The organism is Modicisalibacter sp., assembly GCF_055145905.1.
In genome coordinates this window covers 21,601-46,876 of record NZ_JBSREH010000010.1, presented here as the reverse complement: position 1 = coordinate 46,876, position 25,276 = coordinate 21,601, and the positions used below count along the sequence as shown (strand labels likewise).

Annotated in this window: 26 protein-coding genes; 17 read left to right on the top strand and 9 right to left on the bottom strand. The window is 65.9% G+C overall.

Annotated elements, in window-relative coordinates:
* Positions 1–60: 60 nt before the first annotated feature.
* Positions 61–1,008 (bottom strand): AEC family transporter, encoded by a 948-nt coding sequence (locus ACTCB7_RS04535; protein WP_463005704.1) that lies wholly within the window; start codon positions 1,006–1,008, stop codon positions 61–63.
* Positions 1,009–1,048: 40 nt separating this feature from the next.
* Positions 1,049–1,840, bottom strand: a complete 792-nt coding sequence (locus ACTCB7_RS04530; RefSeq protein WP_463005703.1) for an IclR family transcriptional regulator domain-containing protein — start codon at positions 1,838–1,840, stop codon at positions 1,049–1,051.
* A gap of 137 nt (positions 1,841–1,977) precedes the next feature.
* On the opposite strand from ACTCB7_RS04530, the gene ACTCB7_RS04525 reads away from it, so the two are divergent.
* From ACTCB7_RS04525 to pcaQ, 10 genes are all read left to right on the top strand, one after another.
* Complete coding sequence (locus ACTCB7_RS04525) at positions 1,978–3,315, top strand: class-II fumarase/aspartase family protein (RefSeq protein WP_463005702.1); 1,338 nt, start codon at positions 1,978–1,980, stop codon at positions 3,313–3,315.
* Between the two features lie 162 nt (positions 3,316–3,477).
* A complete protein-coding gene (locus ACTCB7_RS04520) occupies positions 3,478–4,296 on the top strand; it encodes a CoA transferase subunit A (RefSeq protein WP_463005701.1) in 819 nt (272 codons plus the stop codon).
* A complete protein-coding gene (locus ACTCB7_RS04515) occupies positions 4,296–5,069 on the top strand; it encodes a CoA-transferase subunit beta (protein WP_463005700.1) in 774 nt (257 codons plus the stop codon). The genes ACTCB7_RS04520 and ACTCB7_RS04515 overlap by 1 nt, the downstream gene beginning before the upstream one ends.
* A gap of 3 nt (positions 5,070–5,072) precedes the next feature.
* On the top strand, positions 5,073–6,278 hold the full coding sequence (gene pcaF / locus ACTCB7_RS04510; protein WP_463005699.1) for a 3-oxoadipyl-CoA thiolase: 1,206 nt from the start codon (positions 5,073–5,075) through the stop codon (positions 6,276–6,278).
* A 44-nt stretch (positions 6,279–6,322) separates the two neighbouring features.
* Positions 6,323–7,639, top strand: coding sequence for a short-chain fatty acid transporter (locus ACTCB7_RS04505; protein ID WP_463005698.1), 1,317 nt, complete (start codon positions 6,323–6,325; stop codon positions 7,637–7,639).
* Positions 7,640–7,663: 24 nt separating this feature from the next.
* Positions 7,664–8,845, top strand: coding sequence for an alpha/beta fold hydrolase (locus ACTCB7_RS04500; RefSeq protein ID WP_463005697.1), 1,182 nt, complete (start codon positions 7,664–7,666; stop codon positions 8,843–8,845).
* A 308-nt stretch (positions 8,846–9,153) separates the two neighbouring features.
* Entirely contained in the window at positions 9,154–10,173 is a 1,020-nt protein-coding gene (locus tag ACTCB7_RS04495) for a TRAP transporter substrate-binding protein (RefSeq protein WP_463005696.1), read from the top strand.
* A gap of 14 nt (positions 10,174–10,187) precedes the next feature.
* Complete coding sequence (locus ACTCB7_RS04490) at positions 10,188–10,706, top strand: TRAP transporter small permease (protein WP_463005695.1); 519 nt, start codon at positions 10,188–10,190, stop codon at positions 10,704–10,706.
* On the top strand, positions 10,703–11,995 hold the full coding sequence (locus ACTCB7_RS04485; protein ID WP_463005694.1) for a TRAP transporter large permease: 1,293 nt from the start codon (positions 10,703–10,705) through the stop codon (positions 11,993–11,995). The genes ACTCB7_RS04490 and ACTCB7_RS04485 overlap by 4 nt, the downstream gene beginning before the upstream one ends.
* Positions 11,996–12,119: 124 nt before the next feature.
* Positions 12,120–13,034 (top strand): pca operon transcription factor PcaQ, encoded by a 915-nt coding sequence (pcaQ, locus tag ACTCB7_RS04480; RefSeq protein WP_463005693.1) that lies wholly within the window; start codon positions 12,120–12,122, stop codon positions 13,032–13,034.
* Between the two features lie 18 nt (positions 13,035–13,052).
* Here the strand turns inward: pcaQ and ACTCB7_RS04475 are convergent, their stop codons facing one another.
* Entirely contained in the window at positions 13,053–13,301 is a 249-nt protein-coding gene (locus ACTCB7_RS04475) for a hypothetical protein (protein ID WP_463005692.1), read from the bottom strand.
* Between the two features lie 208 nt (positions 13,302–13,509).
* Here ACTCB7_RS04475 and pcaH point away from each other — a divergent pair, with 208 nt between their 5' ends.
* From pcaH to ACTCB7_RS04450, 5 genes are all read left to right on the top strand, one after another.
* Positions 13,510–14,247, top strand: coding sequence for a protocatechuate 3,4-dioxygenase subunit beta (gene pcaH / locus ACTCB7_RS04470; protein WP_463005691.1), 738 nt, complete (start codon positions 13,510–13,512; stop codon positions 14,245–14,247).
* 4 nt (positions 14,248–14,251) lie between these two features.
* Positions 14,252–14,881 carry a protocatechuate 3,4-dioxygenase subunit alpha gene (gene pcaG, locus ACTCB7_RS04465; protein ID WP_463005690.1) on the top strand — a complete coding sequence of 210 codons (630 nt, stop codon included), beginning with the start codon at positions 14,252–14,254 and terminating at the stop codon, positions 14,879–14,881.
* Positions 14,882–15,201: 320 nt separating this feature from the next.
* Entirely contained in the window at positions 15,202–16,341 is a 1,140-nt protein-coding gene (gene gbdR, locus ACTCB7_RS04460; RefSeq protein WP_463005689.1) for a choline metabolism transcriptional regulator GbdR, read from the top strand.
* Between the two features lie 150 nt (positions 16,342–16,491).
* Positions 16,492–17,196 (top strand): monofunctional biosynthetic peptidoglycan transglycosylase, encoded by a 705-nt coding sequence (gene mtgA / locus ACTCB7_RS04455; protein ID WP_463005688.1) that lies wholly within the window; start codon positions 16,492–16,494, stop codon positions 17,194–17,196.
* Positions 17,197–17,312: 116 nt separating this feature from the next.
* Positions 17,313–18,242, top strand: a complete 930-nt coding sequence (locus ACTCB7_RS04450; RefSeq protein WP_463005687.1) for a Gfo/Idh/MocA family protein — start codon at positions 17,313–17,315, stop codon at positions 18,240–18,242.
* A gap of 58 nt (positions 18,243–18,300) precedes the next feature.
* Here ACTCB7_RS04450 and ACTCB7_RS04445 read toward each other — a convergent pair whose 3' ends face one another.
* From ACTCB7_RS04445 to merT, 6 genes are all read right to left on the bottom strand, one after another.
* Entirely contained in the window at positions 18,301–20,040 is a 1,740-nt protein-coding gene (locus tag ACTCB7_RS04445; protein ID WP_463005719.1) for an outer membrane protein assembly factor BamB family protein, read from the bottom strand.
* A gap of 316 nt (positions 20,041–20,356) precedes the next feature.
* Complete coding sequence (gene merA / locus ACTCB7_RS04440) at positions 20,357–22,006, bottom strand: mercury(II) reductase (protein WP_008957401.1); 1,650 nt, start codon at positions 22,004–22,006, stop codon at positions 20,357–20,359.
* Entirely contained in the window at positions 21,999–22,244 is a 246-nt protein-coding gene (gene merF / locus ACTCB7_RS04435; RefSeq protein WP_008957402.1) for a mercury resistance system transport protein MerF, read from the bottom strand. The genes merA and merF (ACTCB7_RS04435) overlap by 8 nt, the downstream gene beginning before the upstream one ends.
* A gap of 73 nt (positions 22,245–22,317) precedes the next feature.
* Positions 22,318–22,575, bottom strand: coding sequence for a mercury resistance system transport protein MerF (gene merF / locus ACTCB7_RS04430; protein ID WP_008957403.1), 258 nt, complete (start codon positions 22,573–22,575; stop codon positions 22,318–22,320).
* Between the two features lie 2 nt (positions 22,576–22,577).
* Positions 22,578–22,874 carry a mercury resistance system periplasmic binding protein MerP gene (gene merP, locus ACTCB7_RS04425; RefSeq protein ID WP_006911918.1) on the bottom strand — a complete coding sequence of 99 codons (297 nt, stop codon included), beginning with the start codon at positions 22,872–22,874 and terminating at the stop codon, positions 22,578–22,580.
* Positions 22,875–22,887: 13 nt separating this feature from the next.
* The gene (gene merT, locus ACTCB7_RS04420) at positions 22,888–23,238 is read right to left on the bottom strand and encodes a mercuric ion transporter MerT (RefSeq protein ID WP_008957404.1); all 351 of its coding nucleotides are present in this window, start codon (positions 23,236–23,238) and stop codon (positions 22,888–22,890) included.
* Between the two features lie 73 nt (positions 23,239–23,311).
* Here merT and merR point away from each other — a divergent pair, with 73 nt between their 5' ends.
* Complete coding sequence (merR, locus tag ACTCB7_RS04415) at positions 23,312–23,758, top strand: Hg(II)-responsive transcriptional regulator (protein WP_006911920.1); 447 nt, start codon at positions 23,312–23,314, stop codon at positions 23,756–23,758.
* Between the two features lie 78 nt (positions 23,759–23,836).
* Entirely contained in the window at positions 23,837–25,138 is a 1,302-nt protein-coding gene (locus tag ACTCB7_RS04410; protein ID WP_008957405.1) for an ISL3 family transposase, read from the top strand.
* Positions 25,139–25,276: the final 138 nt, after the last annotated feature.

Here is a 25,276-nt window from a genome sequence, read left to right as displayed (position 1 = left end):
TCAACGATAATCGAGGTAGGGCAAGAGCGAGCCGGGCCGTCGGGAGACGGCGGGGAACTGTCAATAGAGCGGGAGCGGGTAAGCCTCGAGCACCCACAGCAGGGTGCTGATGGTGACGAACGACAGCAGCGTGCCCAGCATCAGGGCCGCGGTGCATACCTCGCCGTGGCCGTAACGTTGGCCGAGGAGCGGATAGATGCTGATCATCGGCGCGCTGGCGATCACCACCGCAGCGGTGGCCAGCGCCGGGTCGATGGGCGGCAGCCACCAGAGCAGCAGGAAGATGATGAGCGGATGGAGCAGCAGCTTGCCGGTCACCACCTGGGCGACATCGCCGAGCATGCCGCCGATGCGCAGCCCGTAGAGGGTGCCGCCGATCACGAACAGCGCGGTCGGTGCGGCGGCGGTGGCCAGCATGTCGATGGTCCGCGAGATCGGGGCGGGCAGGGTGATGCCGCTGAGCGCGGTCAGGATGCCGGCAAAGATGCCGATCAGGATCGGGTTACGGGTCAGCCGAACTACGGTGCGGCGCAGGGCGGTGAAGAAGGAAACACCGCTCTGGCGACCTGCCTCGCCGATAGCCAGGGCCGTGGGGATGATCAGCAGGTTCTCGACCATCATGTTCAGGGCCAGGGCGACCACCGCACTCGAGCCCACCACCATCGCGGCCACGGGGTAACCGATGAAACCACTGTTGGCCGCCGACACACCCAGTGCCAGGATCCCGCTTTCGCCCAGCGGCTTGCCGCGATGGCGGGCCAGCAGCCAGGCGCCCAGGAACAGCACCGCCGAGCCGCCCCCGTAGGCGGCGAGGTAGATCGGGTTGAAGACCTCGTCCAGCGGCCGCTGGACGAGGGCCCGAAAGATCAGCGCCGGCAGCGCGAAGTTGATCACGAAGCCGCTCAGGCCCTGGACCTGCTCCTTGCTGAACAGGCGCAGCATGACCGCCAGGAAGCCGATCCCGATGAGCAGGAAGATGGGCGTAGTGATGGCGAGAATATCGAGCATGTCGATTACCGGAGCCGGCCCCGAGAGCGGGGCCGCACGCTCAGCTGACCTGCGTGGCGATCTGGCGGGCCTTTTCCTGCAGCAGTGGCAGGAAGCGCTCGTTCAGCGTGGCCAGGTCGATGCGGGCGGCGTTGGTACTGACGTTGATCGCGCCGAGCAGCTTGCCGTGGGCATTGAAGGCCGGCACGGCCAGCGAACGCAGACCGGAGTCGAGTTCCTGGTCGACGATGCAGTAGCCCTGCTCGCGGACCCGGCGCAGACAGTCACGCAACTCGGTCTTGTCGGTGATGGTGTGCTCGGTGTGTCGCTCCAGCGTCACCGCCTCGAGCAGGGCGTCGAGTTCGTCGTCGGGGAGTTGCGCGAGCAGCACGCGGCCCATCGAGGTCAGCACGGCCGGCAGGCGGGTGCCGACCGCCAGGGTGATCGCCATCAGGCGGTGCGGCGCCGCCGAGCGGCCGACGTAGATCACGTCGCTGCCGTCGAGCACGCCCAGCGACGACGACTCACCGGTTTCCCGGGTGATGTCTTCCAGATGCTGCTGGATCACCGTGCGGTAGTTGTTGGCCGACAGGTACGCGTAGCCGAGCTGCAGCGTGCGGGGGGCCAGTTCGAAGTGGCGGTGCTGCTTGCGCACGTAGCCCAGGGCGTTGAGCGTGAGCAGAAAGCGCCGGGCGCGGGCCCGGTTCATGCCGGTGCGGGCGGCGACCTCGCTCAGCGTCATGCGCGGATGTTCCTGGTCGAAGGCGAGAATCACGTCCAGGCCGCTGGCCAGTGCGGTCACGAAGTCCCGGTCGTCGGGGCTGAGGCGTTCGTCCTTCGGCTGTGTGGTCATCGTCGTGGCGCCACCTTGATCCTGTTGCGTTGCTCGGTTGGAAGGCTGATTCTAGCATAGAGTTCGAAATGCGAACACGTGTCCGCCGATGCGCCATTGGTGGTAGAGCGTGGATGCCCAGCTAATGGAGATAGCCCATGTACGAGCAACTGTTGCGTCATCCCTTCACGAGCGCTACCGGTCGAGACCACTGCCGGGCCCGGGATTTGGTCGCGGCGATGCGGGAGGTAGAACTGGCGCTGGCCGCCGAACAGGAAAGTCTGGGCATGTTGCCCGACGGGACGGCCGAAGCGCTCGGTCGGCACCTGCCGCTCGAGGCCTTCGACATCGAGACGCTGGCAGCCGACACCGCCAAGGGCGGCAATGCGACGATTCCCTTCGTCAAGCAGGCCAAGGCGGCCCTGCCCGATGCATTGAAGCCGCATTTCCACCGCGGGGCAACCAGTCAGGACATCGTCGACAGCGCGTTGATGCTCGTGCTCAAGCCACGACTGATGCGTTGCCGCACGTTGCTGACGGAAGCCATCGCTGCTGGCCGGGTGCTGATGACGACTCATCGCGACACGCCGATGGTCGGGCGCACCCTGATGCAGCAGGCCCTTCCGATCACCTTCGGCGCCAAGGTCGCGCAGTGGCTGTGGGGACTGCACCAGGCCGGCGAGCGCCTGGACACGGTACTCGGTGAGGGGCTCTACGTGCAGTTCGGCGGCGCGGTGGGCGTGCATTCGGGCCTCGACGACAGCGGCGTGACGATCATGGCCGGCATGGCGCGGCGTCTCGGGCTGGCCGAGCCGTGGCTGCCCTGGCACACCGATCGTCAGCCGATCCACGCGCTGGGCTGCGCCATGGACGCCGTGGGCGTGGCGGCCGAGAAGATCGCGCTCGATGTCGCCCTGATGACCCAGACCGAGATCGGTGAGCTTGCCGAACCGGCCGAGGCCGGGGTCGGCGAATCCTCGTCGATGCCCCACAAGCGTAACCCGGTGGGTTGTGCCCGTATCCGCGCGGCGGCGCGGCAGATTCATGGGGCGCTGGGGGTAATCAGCCAGGTGGGGGCGCAACCGCTCGAGCGCGGTCTGGGCGAGTGGCATGCCGAGTGGGCACCGCTGCTCGATGCGGTGCTGCTGCTCGAGGGCGCGCTCGAGACCCTGCGCCACCTGCTCGATGGCCTCGAGGTCCACCCCGAGGCGATGGTGCGCAACCTGGCGGTCACCGGCGGGGCGATCATGGCCGAGCCGGCCGCCCGGGCCTTGCAGAGTGTGCTGTCCAGCGATGATGCCCGCCGGGTGGCCCGTGACGCGTCCGAGATGGCACGCCGCGCGGGCATGGATTACGCCGAAGCGCTGCTGGCCCATGAACAGGTGGTGGATCGCGGTATCGATGCCGAAGCGCTGCGCCGGGCGGTACGTCCGGAATCCTACATTGGTAGTAGTCGTCAGCTGGTCGCGCGTGTCGAGGCGCGTCTGGATACGTAGTAACGCCTTGTATGGAAAGAGCTTTTCTCGGCTCGCACCGCTTCGGTGCCGGGCCCTCGGCTTCCAGGAGGGTTTGACGGCGCGGCGCTGGAGCGCTTATTTTGTTCGTATCACAAACCTGTGTTCACTCAACGAACATTTCGTGTCGAGAGAGGCAACATCATGGCCGAGTTTCTCAGCCTGCATGACGCGGTAGCCCGTCACGTCGAGGACGGCGACACCGTGGCCATGGAAGGCTTCACCCACCTGATCCCTTTCGCCGCCGGCCACGAGATCATCCGTCAGGGCCGGCGTGATCTGACGCTGATCCGCATGACGCCGGATCTGATCTATGACCAGTTGATCGGTGCCGGCTGCGCGAAGTCGCTGATTTTCTCGTGGGGGGGCAATCCCGGGGTGGGCTCGCTGCACCGCCTGCGTGATGCCGTCGAGAAGGGCTGGCCGCACAAGGTCGAGATCCTCGAGCACAGTCACGCCGCCATGGCGTGCGCCTACGAGGCCGGCGCCGCCGGCCTGCCGCTGGCGGTGCTGCGTGGCTATATCGGCAGTGACCTGCCCAAGGTCAATGACCAGATCAAGTTCATCGAATGCCCGTTCAGCGGCGAGCGACTCGCCGCGGTGCCGTCGATCCGGCCCGACGTCAGCGTGGTCCACGCCCAGAAGGCCGACCGCAAGGGCAACGTGCTCGTCGAGGGCATCATCGGCGTGCAGAAGGAAGCGGTGCTGGCGGCCAGGCGCAGCATCGTCACCGTCGAGGAGATTGTCGACGACCTCGAGGCCACGCCCAACGCCTGCGTGATTCCCGGCTGGGCGATCGATGCCATCGCCGTCGCCGAGAAGGGCGCCTATCCGTCCTATGCCCACGGTTACTACCCGCGTCACAACCGCTTCTACAAGGAGTGGGACGCCATCGCCCGCGACCGCGACAGCTTCAACGTCTGGCTCGAGGAAAACGTCTACAACGCCGGAGGAGCGTCCTGATGAGTCTCGAATACACCTCTGCGGAAATGATGACCGTCACCGCGGCGCGGGCGCTGGAAAACGGCACTACCTGCTTCGTGGGGATCGGCCTGCCCAGCGAGGCGGCCAACCTGGCGCGACTGACCCATGCGCCCGACGTGGTGCTGATCTACGAGTCCGGCACACTGCAGACCAAGCCCGACGTGCTGCCGCTGTCGATCGGTGACGGCGAGCTGTGCGAGACCGCGCTGACCACCGTCTCGGTCCCGGAAATGTTTCGCTACTGGCTGCAGGGCGGCAAGGTTGACGTGGGCTTCTTGGGCACCGCGCAGATCGACCGCTACTGTAACCTCAACACCACCCTGATCGGCGACTACACCGCGCCCAAGGTGCGCCTGCCGGGCGGTGGCGGGGCGCCGGAGATCGCCACCAACGCCGGTGAGGTGTTCATCACCCTCAAGCACTCCAAGCGCACCTTCGTCGATCAGGTCGATTTCGTCACCACCCTGGGCTTCGGCCGCGACGGCAAGGGCCGCGACGGCGTGCCCAACATCGGCAAGGGCCCCACGCGGGTGATCACCGACCTGTGCGTGATGAAGCCCGACCCCGAGACCCGGGAGCTGGTGGTGGTGTCGCTGCATCCGGGCGTCACCGCCGAGCAGGTCCAGGAGGCCACCGGCTGGGAGATCCGCTTCGCCGAGCAGCTCGAGACCACCGCCGAGCCCAGCGAGAAGGAGCTCGAGGTGCTGCGCGAGCTCAAGGCGCGCACCGAACGCCATCATTCAGGAGAGTGAGCGATGAACGACGTCTATCTGTGCCGGCCGCTGCGTTCACCGGTGGGCCGCTTCGGCGGCACCCTGGCCAGCGTGCGCCCCGATGATCTGGCGGCGCGGCTGTTCGAAGCGGTGCTGGCTCAGCACCCCGGGGTCGATCCTGCGGCGATCGACGACGTGATCATGGGCTGCGCCAACCAGGCGGGCGAGGACAACCGCAGCGTGGCCCGCATGGCGGCATTGCTCGCCGGGCTGCCGACCTCGGTGCCCGGGTCGACCGTCAACCGGCTGTGCGGCTCGAGCATGGACGCCATCGGCACCGCGGCGCGGGCGATCCGCGCCGGCGAGGCCGACCTGATCCTGACCGGTGGCGTCGAGTCGATGTCGCGCGCCCCCTACGTGATCGGCAAGGCCGAGACGCCGTTCTCGCGCGGCCAGCAGATGGAGGACACCACCATCGGCTGGCGCTTCGTCAACCCGCTGATGGAGAAGCGCTACGGCACCCACTCGATGCCCGAGACCGCCGAGAATGTCGCCGAGCAGTTCAAGATCTCGCGCGAGGACCAGGACCGCTACGCCTATCGCTCGCAGCAGCTGACCCAGGCGGCGCAGGAGTCCGGCCGGCTCGGCGAAGGAATCGTGCCGATCGAGATCCCGCGGCGCAAGCAGGAGCCGCTGATCTTCGATCGCGACGAGCATCCGCGCCCCGAGACCACCCTCGAGAAGCTCGCCAGGCTGCCCACGCCGTTTCGTGAGAACGGCACCGTCACCGCCGGCAACGCCTCCGGGGTCAACGACGGCGCGGCGGCGATGTTCGTCGCCAGCGAAGCGGCGCTCAAGCGTTACGACCTCGAGCCGATCGCGCGCATCCACGGCATGGCCACCGCCGGCGTCGAGCCGCGGATCATGGGCGTCGGCCCGGTGCCAGCGACGCGCAAGCTGCTCGACAAGCTGGGCATGAGTATCGACCAGATGGACGTGCTCGAGCTCAACGAGGCCTTCGCCGCCCAGGTGCTGGCGTGCCTGCGCGAACTCGGCGTCGCCGACGACGACCCGCGGGTCAACCCCAACGGCGGTGCCATCGCGCTCGGCCACCCGCTGGGCATGTCCGGCGCACGGATCATCAGCTCGGCGGCCTACGAGCTCTCGCGCAGCAACAAGCGCTTCGCGCTGTGCACCATGTGCATCGGCGTGGGGCAGGGCATCGCCACGGTGATCGAACGGGTCTGAACGGCCGCTTCACAAGAACACCCAAAAAAGGAAACTGTCCTCTGATGGAGGCGATTACCAACCTTTCCGTACGCGTTGTGCAGCGCTATCTGCCCAGTGCCTTCGTCCTGGCGGTGATTCTCACCGCCATTGTCTTTGTGCTCGGCATGGCGGCGAGCGGCGAGTCACCGATGGCCATGGCCGGCTACTGGGGCGAGGGCTTCTCGTCGCTGTTCAAGTTCGGCATGCAGATGGTACTGGTGTTGCTGACCGGCTATGTGCTGGCGCTGACGCCGGTCATGCAATCGCTGCTGACCCGCCTGACTCGCCAGGCCAGCACCCCGCGGCAGGCGCTGCTGCTGACGATCGTCGTCAGCTTCACCTGCTATTACCTGAACTGGGGCTTCGGCATGATCGCCGGGGCGATCTTGGCACGGGAGATGGGGCGCCGGGTGGCGGTGCACTTCCCGCTGATCGTCGCCGCCGCCTACGGTGGCGAGCTGGTTCGCGGACCCTCCTCGTCGATTCCCCTGGTGATCGCGACGCCCGGGCATTTCATGGAGGACGCCATCGGCATCGTGCCGGTGTCCGAGACGCTGTACTCGGTCTGGAACATCGCCCTGACCCTCGGCCTGCTGGCGCTGCTGGTGATCTTCTTCATGCTGCAGCGCCAGCCGAGTCGCATCGCCCGTTTCACGGCGGACAACGAGGCGGTGGATGACGATGCCCCGGGAAAGGGGGGCGGGCGGAGCTTTTCCGATCGACTCGAGCACAGCCGCTTGCCGACGCTCTTTCTGGGCCTGCTGGCGGCCGCCTACCTGGTCGGCAAGGTCGTTGAGAACGGGGTCAGCATCAACCTCAACACCATCATCCTGGTATTCCTGGCCCTGGGGCTGATCCTGCACCATAGCCCGGCGGCCTATCTGCAGGCGGCGGAGCGCGCCGTCGGCGCGGCACGCGGCATCATCGTGCAGTTTCCGTTGTACGCCGGCATCGCCGGCATGATGACCCATGCCGATCTGGTGACCCAGTTCTCCGAGGCGATCATCTCGTTGTCGAACTCGGCAACCTTCCCGCTGCTGACGTTCCTGTCGGCCGGCGTGGTGAACTTCTTCATTCCCTCCGGGGGCGGACAGTGGGCGATTCAGGGGCCGATCATGATGCAGGCGGCCCACGCGCTGGGGGCGGATCCGGCACAGACCATCATGGCCTTCACCTGGGGGGACGGCTGGACCAATCAGATTCAGCCATTCTGGGCATTGCCCCTGCTAGGAGTCGCCGGTCTTTCCGCGCGTGACATCATGGGGTATCTGCTGATCTGGCTGGTGATCTCCGGTGTCACCATCGCCGGGACTTTCGTTGCATTGTCGGTTTTCGGATGAGAACCGGCTCGTGAGGAGTGTGAAATGGCTTTTCTGACAATCAACGGCCGCAGCGTCGCCTACCGCCTGCTGGGCGCCGAGGCCAATCCGCTGGTGGTGCTGGCGCATCCACTGGGCATGACCCAGGCGGTGTGGGACGACATCCTGCCGCGGCTGCTGCCGCGCTTCCGCGTGCTGACCTGGGATCTGCCCGGGCACGGCGCCAGCCAGGCCTGGCCGGCGGACTCGGGCGACATCACCCCGGCCGACCTGGCCCTCGAGGCGCTGGCCCTGGCGGACCATGCCGGTGCCGAGCGCTTTCATTTCGCCGGCACCTCGATCGGTGGGGTGGTCGGTCAGCAGCTGATCGCCGCTCACGGCGAGCGGCTGCTGTCGGCGACCCTGACCAACACCGGCGCAGTGATCGGCAACGCCGAGCTGTGGAACACCCGGGCCCGGCGCGTGCGCGAGGAAGGGCTGACGGCGATGGCCGGCGAGATCGTGCCGCGCTGGTTTGCCCCCGCTCTGGTCGAGGCCGAGCCGGCACTGAAGGATGGCTGGTGCGTGCAGATGGGCCGCGGCGACGATGAGTCCTACGCGCGGCTGTGCGAAATGCTGGGGCGTGACACCTTCACCGGCCAGTTGAGCGGCAAGGACGTGGCTATCCAGTTGTTCGGCGGCAGCGAGGACGCGGCGACCCCGCCGGCGACCCTCGAGACGCTCGCCGGAGAGTGCGACGGCGCGCCGCTGACGATCTTCGACGGGGTCGGCCACGTGCCCTCGGTGGAGGCACCCGAGCGCTTCGCGGCGGCGCTGCTGGCGGGGCTGGCGATGGATCTGGGCGATGTGGGCGCCCACGGTGTCGCTTACGCCACCGGCCTCGAGACACGCAAGCAGGTGCTCGGCGAGGAACATGTCGCGCGTTCCACCGACAACGCCACCAGCCTCGATGCCCCCTTCCAGCAGATGATCACCCGGCTGGCCTGGGGCGAATTGTGGAGCAACGACGACCTGACGCGCCGCGAGCGCAGCATGATCACCACCGGTATTCTTGCCGCGTTGGGCCGCGAGGAGCTGGAGTTGCACCTGAAGACCGCCCGGCGCATCGGTCTGAGCGAAGCCGAGTTGCGTCAGGTGTTGATGCACGTGGCGATCTACGCAGGGGTGCCGGCGGCCAACCACGCCTTTGCGCTGGCCAAGACGCTGGGCTGGGGCGAGCCGCGCTGATAGAACGACGTGAAATAGCCGTTTCCGCCGGACCCGACGCCCGACCTCATGGTCGGGCGTTCTCGATGAGGTGACTCGCCATTACGACCAAGGTCGGGGGAGGATCTTGGGAATTGACAGGTTACCGCTTGCGATTTGCCACTTTCGCGACGGGCGGGCATGACAGAATAGGCAGCATTACCGAAGGTTCGCAAAACGAACTAACGTTCGTCTAATGGATAAATCCGCCGGCCTCGGTAATCCTGACGTGAAATTCGACCTTCGTGTCGCCTCGACCCATCACCCAATCAATAATCAAGGGGCTAGCCATGAACCGCACTTTTGCACGCTGTCTTCTCGCGCTTTCCGTCGCCGGCCTGGCGACCACGGCTCAGGCCGAGACCACCCTGCGTCTATCGCATTTCTGGCCCGGGGCCTCGGCGATCAACAAGCAGATCTTCGAGCAATGGGCCAAGACCGTCGAGAAGGAGTCCAACGGCGAGATCAAGGTCCAGAACTTCCCCTCGCAGACGTTGAGCCAGGCGGACGAGACCTATGACGCCGCGGTCAACGGCATTGCCGATATCGGCATTACCGCGCAGGGCTACACCAATGGCCGTTTCCCGCTGAGCCAGATCGTCGAGCTGCCGGGCGTGGCCGAATCCGCGCCGCAGGGTGCCTGCGTGCTGCAGACGCTCTACGACGAGGACAAGATCGCCAGCGAGTACGACGATTCTCACGTGCTGTTCATGTTCACTACCGGTCCGGGCTATATCCACACCAAGGATACCGACGTGCAGAAGCCCGGCGACCTCGAGGGGCTGCGTATCCGCCGCCCGACGGCGGTGGCCGGCGAGATTCTCAAGAACATGGGCGCGCAGCCGGTGGGCATGCCCGCGCCGGACATCTACACCTCGCTGCAGCGTGGCGTGATCGACGGCCTGAGCTTCCCGTGGGAAGGCATCAAGAGCTTCCAGCTCGGCGAGCAGCTCCACTACCACACCCAGGTGCCGTTCTACACGCTGATCTTCGTCGCCACCATGAACCAGAACACCTACGACCGTCTCAGCCCCGAGGCGAAGAAGGTGATCGATGCCAACTCCGGCATGAAGTGGGCGGAAAAGGCCGGCGCCGTGTTCGCTGCTCAGGACAAGGCGGGCAAGGCCCAGGCCGAGAAGGCCGGTGACACCATCCGCGTGATCGACAATCCGCTGCAGGACTCCGACTGGCAGAAGCCGCTGCAGGACGGGATCGACAATTACCTGAGCGATCTTGAATCGCGCGGTCTCGATCAGGCGCGTGACGTCTATCAGGCGGCGCTCGATGCCAGCCGCTCCTGCGGCCAGTAATCCGGAGACGCGGCATGCAAGCGCTTCTGCGAATCAGTCGTTGGCTGGAAGGCCTGTGCCGGATCATCGCCGGTGCCGCGCTCGTCGCCATGCTGGCGGTGACGGTGATCGACGTCGCCCTGCGCTACCTCTATCGCCTCAGCGACGGCGCGCTGTCGCTGAGTGTGACGGGCAGTGTCGAACTGGTCAGCTATCTGATGCTGTTCGCACTGCTGGCGGCCATGGCCGCCAACGTCGAGAAGGGGCAGGTGGTCGTCGAGGCCTTCAGTCATGGGCTGAGCGAAACCATCAAGGCGCGCGTTGCCGGTGTCTATCTGCTGGGCTTCGTGGCGCTGGGCGCGGTGCTGTGCGTGGGCCTGTGGGACTCGGCGGCGAGCGCGGCGTCCCACGGTGAAACCACCCAGGACCTGCGCATCTCCATGGCGCCCATCTATTACGTCGCAGCCGGGTTGTGCGCTCTGCTCAGCCTGCGTTGTCTGCTGCACGCCGTGCTCGGCACGGTATTCGCTCACCGGGTGGAGAGCGTCGAATGAGTAGTGAAATGATCGGTGCGCTGGGGCTGGGGTTGCTGCTGGTGCTGATGGTGCTGCGCGTGCCGGTGGCGCTGTGCATGCTGATCGTCGGCGTCGGCGGCTTCTCGCAGGTGATCTCCTGGGGCGCCGCGATCTCGATGGTCAAGTCGGTCCCCGTCGAGGTGCTGTCGAACTACAGCTTCAGCGCGATTCCCATGTTCATCCTGATGGGGGTACTTGCGGCGCATTCCGGCATGGCCGGCAAGCTGTTCGATTCCACGCGGACCCTGTGCGGCGGCTGGAAGGGCGGTCTGGCGATCGCCGCCGTCGGCTCGTGCGGGATGTTCTCGGCGATCTCCGGCTCGTCGCTGGCCACCGCCAGCACCATGACCCGTGTGGCCCTGCCCGAGATGGAACGCCTCGGCTACAACCGCGGCCTGGCCACCGGCGCGCTGGCCGCCGGCGGCACTCTGGGGATCATGATTCCGCCGAGTATCGCCCTGCTGATCTACGCGATTCTCACCGAGCAGTCGGTGGGCGACATGTTCATCGCCGGGTTCGTGCCCGGGCTGATGGGGCTGCTGTTCTATGCCCTGACGGTGACCGTCGTGGTGCATCTCAAGCCGTCGCTGGCGGTGCCGGGCGAGAGCACTTCCTGGGGTGAGAAGCTGGCCTCGCTGGCCGGGCTTCTGCCGTTCTTCGGGGTCTTCCTGGTGATCATCCTGGGGATCTACTTCGGCCTGTTCACGCCTACCGAAGGGGCCAGCGTCGGGGCCTTCGCCACCCTGGTCTACGCCGTGGTCAAGGGGCTGCGCGGCCGGGAGCTGTGGACGGCGATCCAGGAAACCCTGGGCCTGTCGACGGTGGTGTTCTTCATGCTGGTAGGCGCCGACACCCTGGGCTATTTCATCTCGGTATCGCGGATCTCGTTCTCGATCAGCGACTTCATCTACGGGCTGTCGCTGTCGCCGATGCTGGTCGTGCTGTGCATCCTGCTGCTGTACTTTGTGCTGGGGATGTTCATGGACTCGATCGCCATGCTGGTGATCACCGTGCCGGTGGTGTTCCCGATCATCCAGACGCTGGGCATCGATCCGATCTGGTTCGGCATCGTCACCGTGCTGACCGTGGAACTGGGGCTGATCACGCCACCGGTGGGCATGAACGTCTTCGTCATCAAGGCGATGGCGCCGCATGTGGGGCTCGGCGAGATCTTCCGCGGCGTGTCGCCGTTCATCGTCTCCGACTTCGTGCGGCTGACGCTGCTGATCCTGTTCCCGGCGCTGACGACCTATCTGTTGACCGTGTAGCCGGCAGGCCACCGTCGGCAACCGGCCGCCGCGCGCCTCCGGGCCGCGGCGGTTTCCGGTTGGCTGACCCGGGCCCGCGGCTGGGGTACAGTCGGGACCCATCTCATCGGGGGCTCGCCGAACCATGCTCAATCCGCGCGTCAAGCTGCGCCACCTGCAGGCCTTTCTCGAGCTGGCCAAGCGGCGCAGCTTCGTGCGTGCCGCCGAGAGCCTGGCGATCTCGCAGCCGGCGCTCTCCAAGGCGATTCGCGAACTCGAGGATCACCTCGGCACGACGCTGTTCGAGCGCAGCCCGCAGGGGGTGTCGCTCAACCAGGCCGGGCTGACCCTGCTGCGTCACGCCGGGCCGGCGCTGCGGGCGCTGGACGAGGGCATCGCGGCGATCGGCGACGGCCAGGGAGGCGAGCGGCGCATCCGGGTCGGCGCCCTGTCCACGGTGGAGAGCCGTTTCCTGCCGCAGGCCATCGAGCGTCTGCATGCCCGGCACGCCGACATCGGCGTGCGGGTGGTCGACGGCCCCAGCGCCTACCTGCTGTCGCGGCTGCGCGCCGGCGAGCTCGATCTGGTGGTGGGGCGCATGACCGAGGCCCGCGAGATCCGCGACCTGACCTTCGAGCACCTCTACTACGAGCCGCTGGTGGTAGTGGTCCGCGCCGGCCATGCGTTGGCGTCCCAGCGGACGCCGCCGCTGCAACGGCTCGGCGAGTTTCCCTGGGTGCTGCCGCCGCCCCAGACCACACTACGCCAGCAGGTCGACAGCTTCTGCGTGCGCCATGCGCTGGTCCTGCCGGGGCGGGTGCTGGAGACGCTTTCGCTGGCCGTCAGCCGCCGCTACGTGCTGGACAGCGACGCCCTCTGGGTCGCGCCCCGCGAGGCGGTGAGCGAGGACGTCGAGGCCGGGCGGCTGGCCGTGCTGGAGGTGGGGCTGGAACGCCAGGGCGGATCGGTCGGCCTGTGCATCAACGCCAGCCTGCGCCCCTCGCTGGCCCTGGAGGCCTTCTGCGAGATGCTGCGCGAGGTGGCGGCAGCGTATCGCTGATGGACGCGGCACGATGCGTCACACGTACTCGGGATCGCTCGTCCTCACCGTCACGGCTTCCGCCTCGCCCGGCACCGTGATCGAGAACTCGCCGTTGCCCAGGTAGGTGGCGACATGCCCGTCATGGGTGCGGAAGCTCGGCAGCCCGCCGCGGGTGGCGCCGTGCGCATGCAGGGGGCCGAGTTCGCGGGCGTCGTCGAACACGTCGATCATGTACTCGCGGCCCAGGTCGTCGAAGGCCATGATGGTTTTCTCGTGATGGGACATGGGGGTCGCCTCCCGATAGGATTTTCACGCTGTCAGCGATAGGTCTAGCAGTCCGGGGCGGCGCTGACGAGGAGCTCGCCGATCAGGCCATAACCCCTGGGTTATGGCGGCGGCGCGAGATTTCATTTCACCCCGGGCGATGCCGCGGCGACACTGGGCCACGCCTGTGCCCCGAGGGGCACTCCACCGACTTCACGAGACGCCAGCCATGCAAGACTCCGATAACAAGCGCTTCGTGCCGCGCGACCGTAACTGGCATCCGCCCGCCTATGCGCCGGGCTACAAGACCAGCGTGCCGCGTTCGCCGAATCAGGCGCTGGTCAGCCTGCAGCATCCCAGCCGCAGCGAGCTGACCGGGCCCCGCTTCGAGGCGCTGCGCCTGGGGCCGCACGACAACGACCTGCTGATGAACTACCGCGAGGGCCAGGGGCAGGACGGTCTGCCGATCGGCGAACGTATCGTCATGTTCGGCCGCGTCGTCGACCAGTTCGGCAAGCCGGTGCCGCATACCCTGGTGGAAATGTGGCAGGCCAACGCCGGCGGCCGCTATCGCCACAAGAAGGACGGCTACCTGGCGCCGCTCGACCCCAACTTCGGCGGCGTCGGGCGCTGCCTGACCGATGCACAGGGCTGGTATCACTTCCGCACCGTCCGCCCGGGCCCCTATCCGTGGCCCAACGATCCCAACTCCTGGCGCCCGGCGCACATCCACGTCTCGGTGATGGGGCCGGCGATCGCCACGCGCCTGATCACCCAGATGTACTTCGAGGGCGACCCGCTGATTCCGCGCTGCCCGATCGTCCAGACCCTCGGCGACCCCGAGGCCGTGGACACGCTGACCGGCCGCCTGGACATGGCGCGCAGTCGGCCGATGGACTACCTGGCCTATCGTTTCGACATCGTCACGCGCGGCGCACTGCAGACCTATTTCGAGAATCAGGGGTGAGAGCATGAGTCAACAACCGACCCGTGAAGGCGGCCTGCTGTACCGCGAGACACCGTCGCAGACCGCAGGCCCCTACGTGCACATCGGCCTGGCGCTGGATGTCGCCGGCCTGCCGCTGCGCGACGAGGAGATCTGGAGCCGCATGGCTGCACCGGAGGCCGAGGGCGAGGCCATCGAGCTGGTCGGCCGGGTGATCGACGGCAACGGCGATCCGGTGCGCGACGCCTTCCTCGAGGCCTGGCAGGCCGACGCCAACGGCGACTTCCAGCCGGATTTCGACCTGCAAAAGCCGTTCAACAGCTTCGGGCGCTCCGCCACCACCGCCGACGGCGCCAGCGAGTGGTCCTTCACCACCGTCAAGCCGGGGCGCGTGCCGGCCGCCAACGGCAAGCCGATGGCGCCGCATGTCTGCCTGGCGGTGTTCGCCCGCGGCATCAATATCCACCTGAACACGCGGCTGTACTTCGACGACGAGGCCGAGGCCAATGCCGCCTGTCCGGTGCTCAACGCCGTCGAGTCGCCGGCGCGGCGCGAGACGCTGATCGCCCGGCGCGAGGAGGTCGACGGCAAGATCCGCTATCGTCTCGACATCCGCCTGCAGGGCGAGGGGGAAACGGTCTTCTTCGACATCTGAGCCGAAGTGACCGCCAACCCTGTATCCCTTGCGGCCCGGCGCCCTGTGGCGTCGGGCCGTGTCGTCGTGCACGACGACTGTCTCATCACGACAGGCGAAGCGACGTCGCAATGCCAATTTGCGACATCGATGTCGTTTCTGCGTGCGTTCCTCCCTGCCTATCCGCAAGAATGACCGACAGGCGGAGGCCATTTAACCCTGTTCGGGTCGGCAGGTACTCTCTCCATGTCGGCCATTGGCAACCGCTCCACAACCCACAACAAGCACAAGACTCCCCGGCCTGTTCCGGGGTGAATCCGTGGACAGAGGAGAGAACCCGCATGGCATCCTCCCGGACAGCAAGCGCATCACCGACGGTCGGCCGCACCCCCGCTCCCCAGACCCTGGGGTTTCTGCTGCTGGACAACTTTACCCTGATTTCCCTGGCCTCGGTGATCGAGCCGTTGCGCATGGCCAACCAGCTGGCGGGGCGCGAGCTGTATCGCTGGTATACCCTGAGCGTCAACGGGGAGCCGGTGCGTGCCAGTGACGGGCTGCAGGTCACGCCGGATGCCTCGACGTCGATTCCGCTGTCGCTCGACTGGGTCGTGGTCTGCGGGGGCGTGGCGCCGCACCGCAGCGTGACCCGCGAGCATATCGCCTGGCTGCAGGCCCAGGCCCGCCAGTCCCGTCGCCTGGGGTCGGTGTGCACCGGCAGCTGGGCCCTGGCCAAGGCCGGCCTGCTGGATGGCTACGAGACCAGCATCCACTGGGAATGCCTGGCCGCGATGCAGGAGGCCTTCCCGCGGGTGCCGCTGACCACCCGGCTGTTCTCGATCGATCGCGACCGCTTCACCGCCTCCGGCGGCACCGCTCCGCTGGACATGATGCTCAACCTGATCGGCCAGGACCACGGTCGCGAGCTGGCCGCCGGCATCTCCGAGATGTTCATCTACGACCGGGTGCGCGGCGAGCAGGACCAGCAGCGCGTGCCGCTCAAGCACGTACTGGGCACCACCCAGCCCAAGCTGCTGGAGATCGTCGCGCTGATGGAGGCCAATCTCGAGGAGCCCATCGCGCTCGATGAACTGGCCACCTACGTGGACGTGTCCCGACGCCAGCTGGAGCGGCTGTTCCAGAAGTACCTCAACTGCTCGCCGTCGCGCTATTACCTCAAGCTGCGCCTGACCCGGGCCCGGCAGCTGCTCAAGCAGACCTCGATGTCGATCATCGAGGTGGCCTCGGCCTGCGGCTTCGTGTCCACGCCGCACTTCTCGAAGTGCTACCGGGAGTACTTCGGCATGCCCCCGCGCGACGAGCGGGGCGGCATCGGCACGCGGCAGGGACGCGGCGACGACGGCGAGCGATCCCGGGTGGTGCGTCGTGCCCTGCTGGAGACGTCCCCGGAACCCATGTCGAGTGCCGTGCTGGCGCTGAACCAGGCGCAGGGCGAGCCGACCTACGCCAGCGTGCCTCTGTAGCCCCCGCCGGTGATGTTGTCTGACGGCCCGGCTCGCCGTTCGGCATGTCGGGCCGGGCTGCCATCATCGGGCGCGAAAGAGAGCCCTTGCCGATAATCCGGCCCGGCCCTGTATACTGGCGCGACCTTCGCTACCCGGGAACGCGCTGGCATGACAAGGGACTGGTCGCGCAGGCTGCTGCGTTACATCCTGCTGGGCCTGGCCGCCTTCGTGCTGGCCTCGCTGGCAATGGTCCTGTTCTTTCGCGTGGTGCCGGTGTTCGGTTCGATGGTGATGGTCGAACGCCAGGTGCAGGCCTGGACGGCAGGCGAGTCGCTCGACATTCAGCAGTCCTGGATGCCCTGGGAGCGGCTCTCCGACAATGCCAAGCTGGCGGTGATCGCCGGCGAGGACCAGCGCTTTCCCGACCACTTCGGCTTCGACTTCAACCAGCTGCGCAAGGCCCTCACCACCTGGCAGTCGGGCGGGGATCTGCGCGGCGCGAGTACCATCAGCCAGCAGACCGCCAAGAACCTGTTCCTGTGGACCGGGCACAGCTGGGTCCGCAAGGGGCTCGAGGCCTGGTTCACGGTGCTGCTCGAGACGCTGTGGCCCAAGCAGCGCATCCTCGAGGTCTATCTCAACATCGTCGAATGGGATGACGGTGTTTTCGGCCTCGAGGCGGCGGCCCGGCACTACTTCGGGGTTTCCGCCGACAACCTGAGCGTGCTGCAGGCCAGCCGGCTGGCGGCGATCCTGCCCAATCCGCGCGGCTGGAGCGCCTCGCGGCCATCCGCCCATGTCGCGCGTCGCAGCCGCTGGATTCGCCAGCAGATGCGCCAGCTGGGTGGCACGGCCTATCTGCAGCGGCTGTAGGCCACGATCGGCTCGATGACCGGAATGTTATCGCGGCAGGCCCGGGCGATGGCTGGCAGCCGCGACGGCGCCCCGTTATGGTGTGGCCCCTTTCGCCAATCAACGAGGCGCTTCTCATGACTGCACGCAAGATCGGCCTCGTCGGCCTGGGCAAGATCGCCCGCGATCAGCACCTGCCGGCGCTTGCCGCCAACCCCGATCTCGAGCTGGTGGCGGTGGCCAGCCCCGGCGCCGCCCTGGACGGCGTCGACGGCTTCGAGTCGCTGTCGGCGATGCTCGCGGCGCGTCCCGAGCTTGACGCGATCACCCTGTGCACGCCGCCGGGCGTGCGCCATGCGCTGGCCTCTGAGGCGCTCGCCGCGGGCAAGCCCGTGATGCTGGAAAAGCCGCCCGGTGCCACGCTCAGCGAGGTCGAACTGCTGGCCCGGCAGGCCGAGAGCGCCGGCCTGACCCTGTTCGCCAGCTGGCATTCCCGCCATGCGCCGGGGGTGGCGCCGGCCCGCGAATGGCTTGCCGACCGCGAGATCCACCGTGTGCAGATCGTGTGGAAGGAGGACGTGCGCGTCTGGCACCCCGGTCAGGAGTGGATCTTCGAGCCCGCCGGCATGGGCGTGTTCGATCCCGGCATCAACGCCCTGTCGATCGTCACCGCGATCCTCCCGCGGCCGTTCTTCCTGCGCGATGCGCTGCTGCAGGTGCCGGCCAACCGCCAGGCGCCGATCGCCGCGCAGCTGCGCTTCACGGACACCGCGGGAGCGCCGGTCGAGGCCGATCTCGACTTCCTGCAGACCGGGCCCCAGACCTGGGACATTCACGTGGAAACCGACGCCGGCCGGCTGACGCTGACGAAGGGCGGCAGCGAGCTGACGATCGCCGGCGAGTCGGTACCCGTGGGCCCGGCCGGGGAGTACCCGGCCCTGTATGCGCGTTTCGCCGAGCTTCTCGACACCGGCGCATCCGACGTCGATCCCACCCCGCTGCGCCACGTCGCCGACGCTTGCCTGCTGGGACGGCGTGAGGCGGTGGCGGCCTTTCATTTCGCCTGATAGACCAACGCCGGGCGACTCGCCCGGCGTTGGCTCGTATCGGCTTTGGTCTTGGGCCTTACTCCTCGGGCAGCGCGTAGGCGACCACCTGATCACCGACCTGCTGCTTGAGAATGGTGTTGCCGCCACCGATGAAGACCACGTACTCGCGGCCCTGGTACTCGTAGACCGCCGGGTTCGACACGGAGGGCGCCTGGGCCTGGTCCGACCACAGTTCCTTGCCGCTTTCGAGCGAGTAGGCACGCACCTTGGCATCCATCGAGGCGCCGATGAACACCACGCCGCCGGCGGTCACCGCCGGGCCGCCGATGGTCGGCGAGCCCCAGCTTTCGGGCATGAAGAAGCCGTACTGCTGGGAGGCGCCGACGGGCCGGCGCCATTTCACGTTGCCGGTGGTCATGTCCAGCGCGACCAGTTCACCGTAGGGCGGCTCCCAGCAGGGCATGCCGAGCCAGTTGCGGGCCACCTCGAGCCGCAGCCCGTAGGGCGCGCCTGTCTGCGGCGCGAAGCCACTTTCGTTGCCCGAGCCGCTGTCGGCCTTCTCGTAGGCCTGGCGGTCATAGAGCTTGATGGTCTGTACGATGTGCGAGGTGTTGACGATCGCGGTCTGGCTCTCCGGGTCGAAGGCCACGCCACCCCACTGCACGCCGCCGGCGCTGTCGGGATAGGCCAGCGTCCCCTCGCCCCGAGTGGTGGGCGGCGTGTACATGCCCTCGTAGGTCAGCTTGTCCCACAGTGCCGAGCACTCGCCGCCGCTCACCGCATCGGCGAGTCCCCAGACCTTGGGTTTCTTCGCCTGGTCGAGCAGTGGCTTGGGTTTGGTGGGGAAGGGTTGGGTCGCCGCGTACTTCTCGCCCTTCACGGAGCCGTCGCCCTGCGGCACCGGGCGCTCCTCGATGGGCCACACGTCTTCGCCGGTCAGCCGGTTGACGACGAACAGGAAGCCCATCTTGGTGGACTGGATCAGCGCCGGAATCTGCTCGCCGTCGACGGTGATGTCCATCAGCGTCGGCGCGGCGTTGATGTCGTAATCCCAGACGTCGTGATGGACCCACTGGCGCGACCAGACCACCTTGCCGGTGTCGACGTCGAGCGCCGTCGTGGACGTGGCCAGCGGCACCTTCTGGGTGCGGTTGCCGCCCCAGTAGTTGGGCGAGGGCGAGGACACCGGCAGATAAACGAGACCATGCTCCTCATCGGCCGACATCTGCGTCCAGACGTTGGCGGTGCCGCTCTTCTCGCGCATCGCGTCGGAGAGTGCCTGGAAGGTCCACTCACGCTCGCCGGTGCGGGCGTTGATGGAGAACACCGTGCCGGGCGGGGCCTGTTCGAAGACCCAGTCCTTGCCGGCCCAGCCGAGAATCAGGTGATCGCCGACCACGGTCGGCGGCTGCAGTACCGACAGCGGCCACTTGTCGTGGGTGTCGTTCCACTGATTGACGTCGAGCACGCCGTTGTCGGCGAACGACTGGCAGGCCTTGCCGGTGTCCGCATCCACGGCGAACAGGCGGGCATCCATGGTGCCGATGTAGACGATCTTCTGGCACGGTTCGCCGGCGACCGGGTCGTCCGCTTCCCAGTAGGCCACGCCGCGATTCTTCAGCGCGGGCTGGGTCATGGCCTCGAGCGTCGACTGGGTATCGAAGCTCCACTTCTGCTCGCCGGTGGCCGGGTCGAGCGCGAGGATGCGGTAGAACGGTGTGCCGATGTAGAGCGTGTCGTTGGCGAAGATGGGCGTCGCCGACCAGACTGTGGCAGGCAACTCGCCCGAGCCGTCCGAGACGTCGCCGGTATGGATTTCCGGGTATCCGGATTATCTGGTTGGTATGCGAGAGCGAAAGGTGGCCGACAAACTCAACCCACAACGGATTAGCTGGTTGATGGCTCGCTGAGTACGCTCACTTGCTAGAGAGCAGATACTTCACCAAACAGGCGATGCCCAGGACCAGTAGCAATAGTAGGGCAATTCCGATCACTGGCATTATCCAGCCCATCGCCCCCATCATCCCGCAATCTGGTAGTGTCGTGTTCATCGTGACAGGGCTCCCTGTGGTGTCCATGCCCAAAACCCGTGGTGCCGCCGCCCAGTGGCACCACGGTCGCGCTCATATCGTTCACCCGGCACAGCAGGACAACTGCGTCACATCCTTGGTGAAAGTCTGGGCACAGAGCTTGAGCCCTTCCACCATGGTCAGGTAGGGAAACAGCTCATTGGCGATGTCGTGTACGGTCATGCGTGCGCGTAGCGCCATCACCGCCGTCTGGATCAGCTCACCGGCTTCCCCCGCCACCGCCTGCACCCCCAGCAACCGGCCCGAGTCGCGTTCGGCCACCAGCTTGATGAAACCACCGGTGTCGAAATTCACCAGCGCACGCGGCACGTTTTCCAGGTCCAGCTCACGGGTATCGACGCTGAAGCCTTGCTCGATGGCCTCGGCTTCCGTCAGGCCGACGGTGGCCACCTGGGGGTCGGTGAAGATCACCGCCGGCATGGCGCTCAGGTCCAGGGTGGCTTCGCCCCCGGTCATGTTGACGGCAGCCCGGCTGCCCCCGGCGGCGGCGACATAGACGAACTCCGGCTGATCGGTGCAGTCACCGGCGGCATAGAGCCCCGGCACCGTGGTGTGCAGATGCTCATCGACCAGAATAGCCCCATGTGCGGTTTCCACGCCGAGGCTCGCCAGGTTCAGGGCCTCGGTATTGGGTGTCCGTCCGGTGGCCACCAGCAGTTGATCCGCCCGCAAGGTGCCGGCGTTGGTGTCGACAATGAATTCATTGTCGGTGTAGTCCACACGGCTCGCCTGGGTCTGCTTGAGGACCTCGATGCCCTCGCGGCGAAACGCCGCCTCCACCGCATCCCCTACCGCCGGGTCTTCCTGGGAGAGCAGGCGGCTGCGGGCCAGCACCGTGACCCGGCTGCCCAGCCTGGCGAAGGCCTGGGCCAGTTCCAGGGCCACCACCGAGGCGCCGATCACAATCAGCCGCTCGGGAAGAGTGTCCAGGGCCAGAGCACTGGTAGAGGTCAGGTAGGGGGTGTCGGCAAGACCCGGGATCGGCGGTACTGCCGGTCGGGCGCCAGTACCGATGAAGGCGCGGTCGAAGTGGACGACCTGCTCGCCGCCCTCGTTCAGCTTGACCATCAGGCTATGGGCATCGATAAACCGGGCCTCGCCGTGCAGGACAGTGATGGCCGGGTGGTCGCGCAGAATCCCCTCGTACTTGGCGTCACGCAGTTCCTCGACACGTCGCTGCTGCTGCTCGAGCAGCTTGGCCCGATCCACCACCGGCGCCTGGGCGCTCAGGCCTGCATCGAAGGGACTTTCCGTACGCAAGTGGGCAATATGGGCCGCGCGAATCATGATCTTCGAAGGCACACAGCCTGTATTGACACAGGTACCGCCGACGGTGCCGCGTTCGATCAGGGTGATCCGGGCGCCGCGCTCGGCGGCCTTCAGGGCCGCCGCCATGGCGGCGCCGCCGCTGCCGATCACCGCGATGTGCGGGGCGTCTTCATCACGGCCCTTGGACACCGATGCGCCTGCCGGGGAAGTGGGCCCACTGTTGGCCAGTCGAGCTTGGTAGCCAAGTCGGGTCACGGCAAACGTCAACGCCGAGGCCGGTGTCCCCGGATCAACGGCTACCGATGCCGTCCTCTGAGGATAGGATACCTCCACCGACTGCACGCCGGGCAGCTTCTCCAAGGCTTCCCTGACATGATCCGCACAGCGGTCACAGGTCATGCCGCTCACGTTGAGTTCAATCATCACGTTTCTCCGAGTCTTCATTAGTAAAGCCGGCATCCTGCTTCCGCTTGTGGTATCGCGCGTAGAGAGGTAAGCCGATGACGATGGCCAGGACGGCAAACAGCAGGTAATCGAGATAGCCTGCCAACGCGGCCAGGCCCGCCGTACCGAATAGCACCAGGGCGATTGGCCCGGCGCAACACAGCACCATCAACCCGGTGCCAAGCACGACGCTTATAAATTTCTGCGAATCTTTCACGCTTATTCCTTCACCGTGACGGACAAGCTCGTAAACAACTCACCCGATGACCGCGATGTGCAGCTGCTTGATGTCACTCAGGGGGCGTATTCCTTGATTTGATAGAGCCGTTGTCACAACAGGCGTCGAACTGCTTCTTACGCCAAATCGCATAAATGGTCAGGCCGATGAAGAAGGCCAGGGCCGGCAATAACACAACGTCGAGATAGCCCGTCAGCGCCGCCAGGCCCACCGTGCCAAGCAGGATCACCAGGATCGGCGTAAAGCAGCACAATGCCACCAGGACGGTGCCGATCACGCTCACGCGCAGCAGGGTCTTGGGATTCTTCATGATCACTCTCGATCCGCTTGCGAGGATGTCGGGGTTGATGGATACCCAGCGTTGGTGGTGGCCTCGGTCAATGCCTCCACCGACGTTCGGGCGTCGTCAAAGGTGACCACGGCCTCGAGATCCGCGTAGCTCACGTCGACTTGCGAGACGCCGTCCACCTTGTTGAGGGCGGCCTTGACGGTGATCGGGCAGGCGGCACAGGTCATGCCCGGCACCGACAGCTTCACGGTCTGCAAGGCCGCTAAGGCGGGCGTGCTGAGCAGGGCGAGTAGCGCGATGAAGGCGAAACGAGCTTTCATGGTAGATCTCCTTTTAATAGAACAGGGGCAAGACGTAGGGGAATACCAGGGCGATTAGCACCAGCAGCGATACGAGCCAGAAGATCGCCTTGTAGCCCGTCCTGACCCGTGGCACGGCACACACCTCTCCCGGCTGGCACTTTTCCACTGGCCGAAAGACGCGACGCCAGGCGAAGAACATCGCCACCAGCGCGACGCCGATAAAGAGCGGGCGATAGGGCTCCAGCGACGCCAGATTGCTGATCCAGGCGCCGGAAACGCCCAGCGTGATCAGAACCAGCGGGCCGAGGCAACACGCCGAGGCCAGGAGGGCCGCGACTCCTCCGGCGGCCAGGGGCCCTCGCCCCGTTTTAGGTGTCCGCATTGACGATTCTCCTTTCGGGATGGGGGGAGCTACGATAAGGTTACTTCCGTAGCTTGGTACGGAGTCAAGCATCATGAAGAGACATGCAGATAAAGTGGCGGACACCATGACCATTGGCGGCCTGGCCAAGGCGGCCGGCGTCAATGTCGAGACAATCCGCTATTACCAGCGACGAGGGCTATTATCGGAGCCCGAACGACCTCCCGGAGGTATTCGACGCTATAGTGCCGCCGATATCGACAGGTTGACGTTCGTGAAAACGGCGCAGCAGCTGGGCTTTAGTCTGGATGAGATCAGTGACCTACTTCGGCTGGAAGATGGCGCCCACTGTCAAGAAGCCAGTGCTCTCGCAGAGCACAAGTTAGGGGACGTTCGCGAGAAGATCGACAGGCTTGAAAGAATTGAGAAGGTGCTGAGCGAAATGGTCGACCGATGCCATGCACAACAAGGCAATATCACTTGCCCGCTAATTGCGTCATTGCATGAAGGGCTCAGAGAAGCAGAAGACCCAAGGGAGTAAATCACCTTCAGTTCGTAGAAAACAACGCGGTCAAAGAGTCGCAATCATCTATGGACCATGTCGACAAGGAAAGTTTGCATGACCAGCTTGCCTGACAACATCCTGCACCTTCCCGAGTACCACGTCCTAGCCACCAAGATGGAAGAGCATGATCTCCACTACCAGGTCGAAGCTCCTGAGCCTCTAGCTTGCGAGGAATGCGGCGTTGAGAGTGAGTTTGTCAGGTTCGGCAAGCGCGATGTGGCCTATCGCGACCTACCCATCCACGGAAGGCGGGTCACCCTCTGGGTGGTCCGTCGCCGCTACACCTGCCGGGCGTGTGGAAGGACGTTCCGGCCAGCTCTTCCGGAAATGGTAGACGATCACCGCATGACGCGGAGGCTTTACAACCACGTCGAGAAGGAAGCCTTCAATCACCCCTACGCCTACGTGGCTGATACCACGGGCCTCGACGAGAAGACTGTCCGCGAGATATTCAAGAAGAAGGCTGAGTTCCTGGCAGCCTGGCATCGCTTCGAGACACCCCGCTGCCTGGGGATCGACGAGCTGTACCTGAACCGCCGCTACCGCTGCATCCTGACCAACCTGGAGGAGCGTACCCTACTGGACCTGCTGCCCGGTCGCCAGCAGGACGCGGTGACGAGGCGCCTCATGAGCATGACCGAGCGCCACCAGGTCGAGATCGTCAGCATGGATATGTGGAAACCCTACCGCCGTGCTGTCCAGGCGGTGCTGCCGCAGGCTCGCATTGTGGTCGATAAGTTCCACGTCGTGCGAATGGCCAACGAGGCCTTGGAAAAGGTCCGCAAGGGGCTCAGGAAAAAGCTGACGTCCAACCAGCGCCGAACCCTCAAGGGTGACCGGAAGATCCTGCTGAAGCGCGCTCACGATGTCTCAGATCGCGAACGGCTCATCATGGAGACCTGGACAGGGGCATTCCCCCAGCTCTTGGCGGCCTACGAGCACAAGGAGCGGTTCTTCCACATCTGGGACGCCACAACCCGGCGTGACGCCGAGAAGGCGCTGACTGCCTGGATTGACGACATCCCACAGGGGCAAAAGGAGGTCTGGAAAGATCTCGTCAGTGCTATCAGTGGCTGGCATGAGGAGATGCTGACCTACTTCGAGACCGACATCCCGATCACCAACGCCTTCACGGAGTCAATCAACCGGCTGGCCAAGGATAAGAACCGCGATGGCCGTGGCTACTCATTCGAGGTGATGCGGGCCCGGATGCTCTACACCACCAAGCACAAGAAGAAGGTGCCGCAGACCAAGGAATCCCCCTTCCTGGGCAAGGCCACCATGACCTACAGCATGGGTCTTCCCGAGCCTGAGAAAAACTACGGCGTCGATCTATCAACCTTCTGGAAGAGTTAAGGGTTCGAAGGAGCAAGGGGCTCCATCTACCACTTAATCCGGATACCCGCCTTAACTAGTCAGGAACTTAGCCATCCATGCGCTTCCTCAAAACCTTACCTCAGCGAGACAACGGGCAGCCCGGCTTACCCGGGCTGC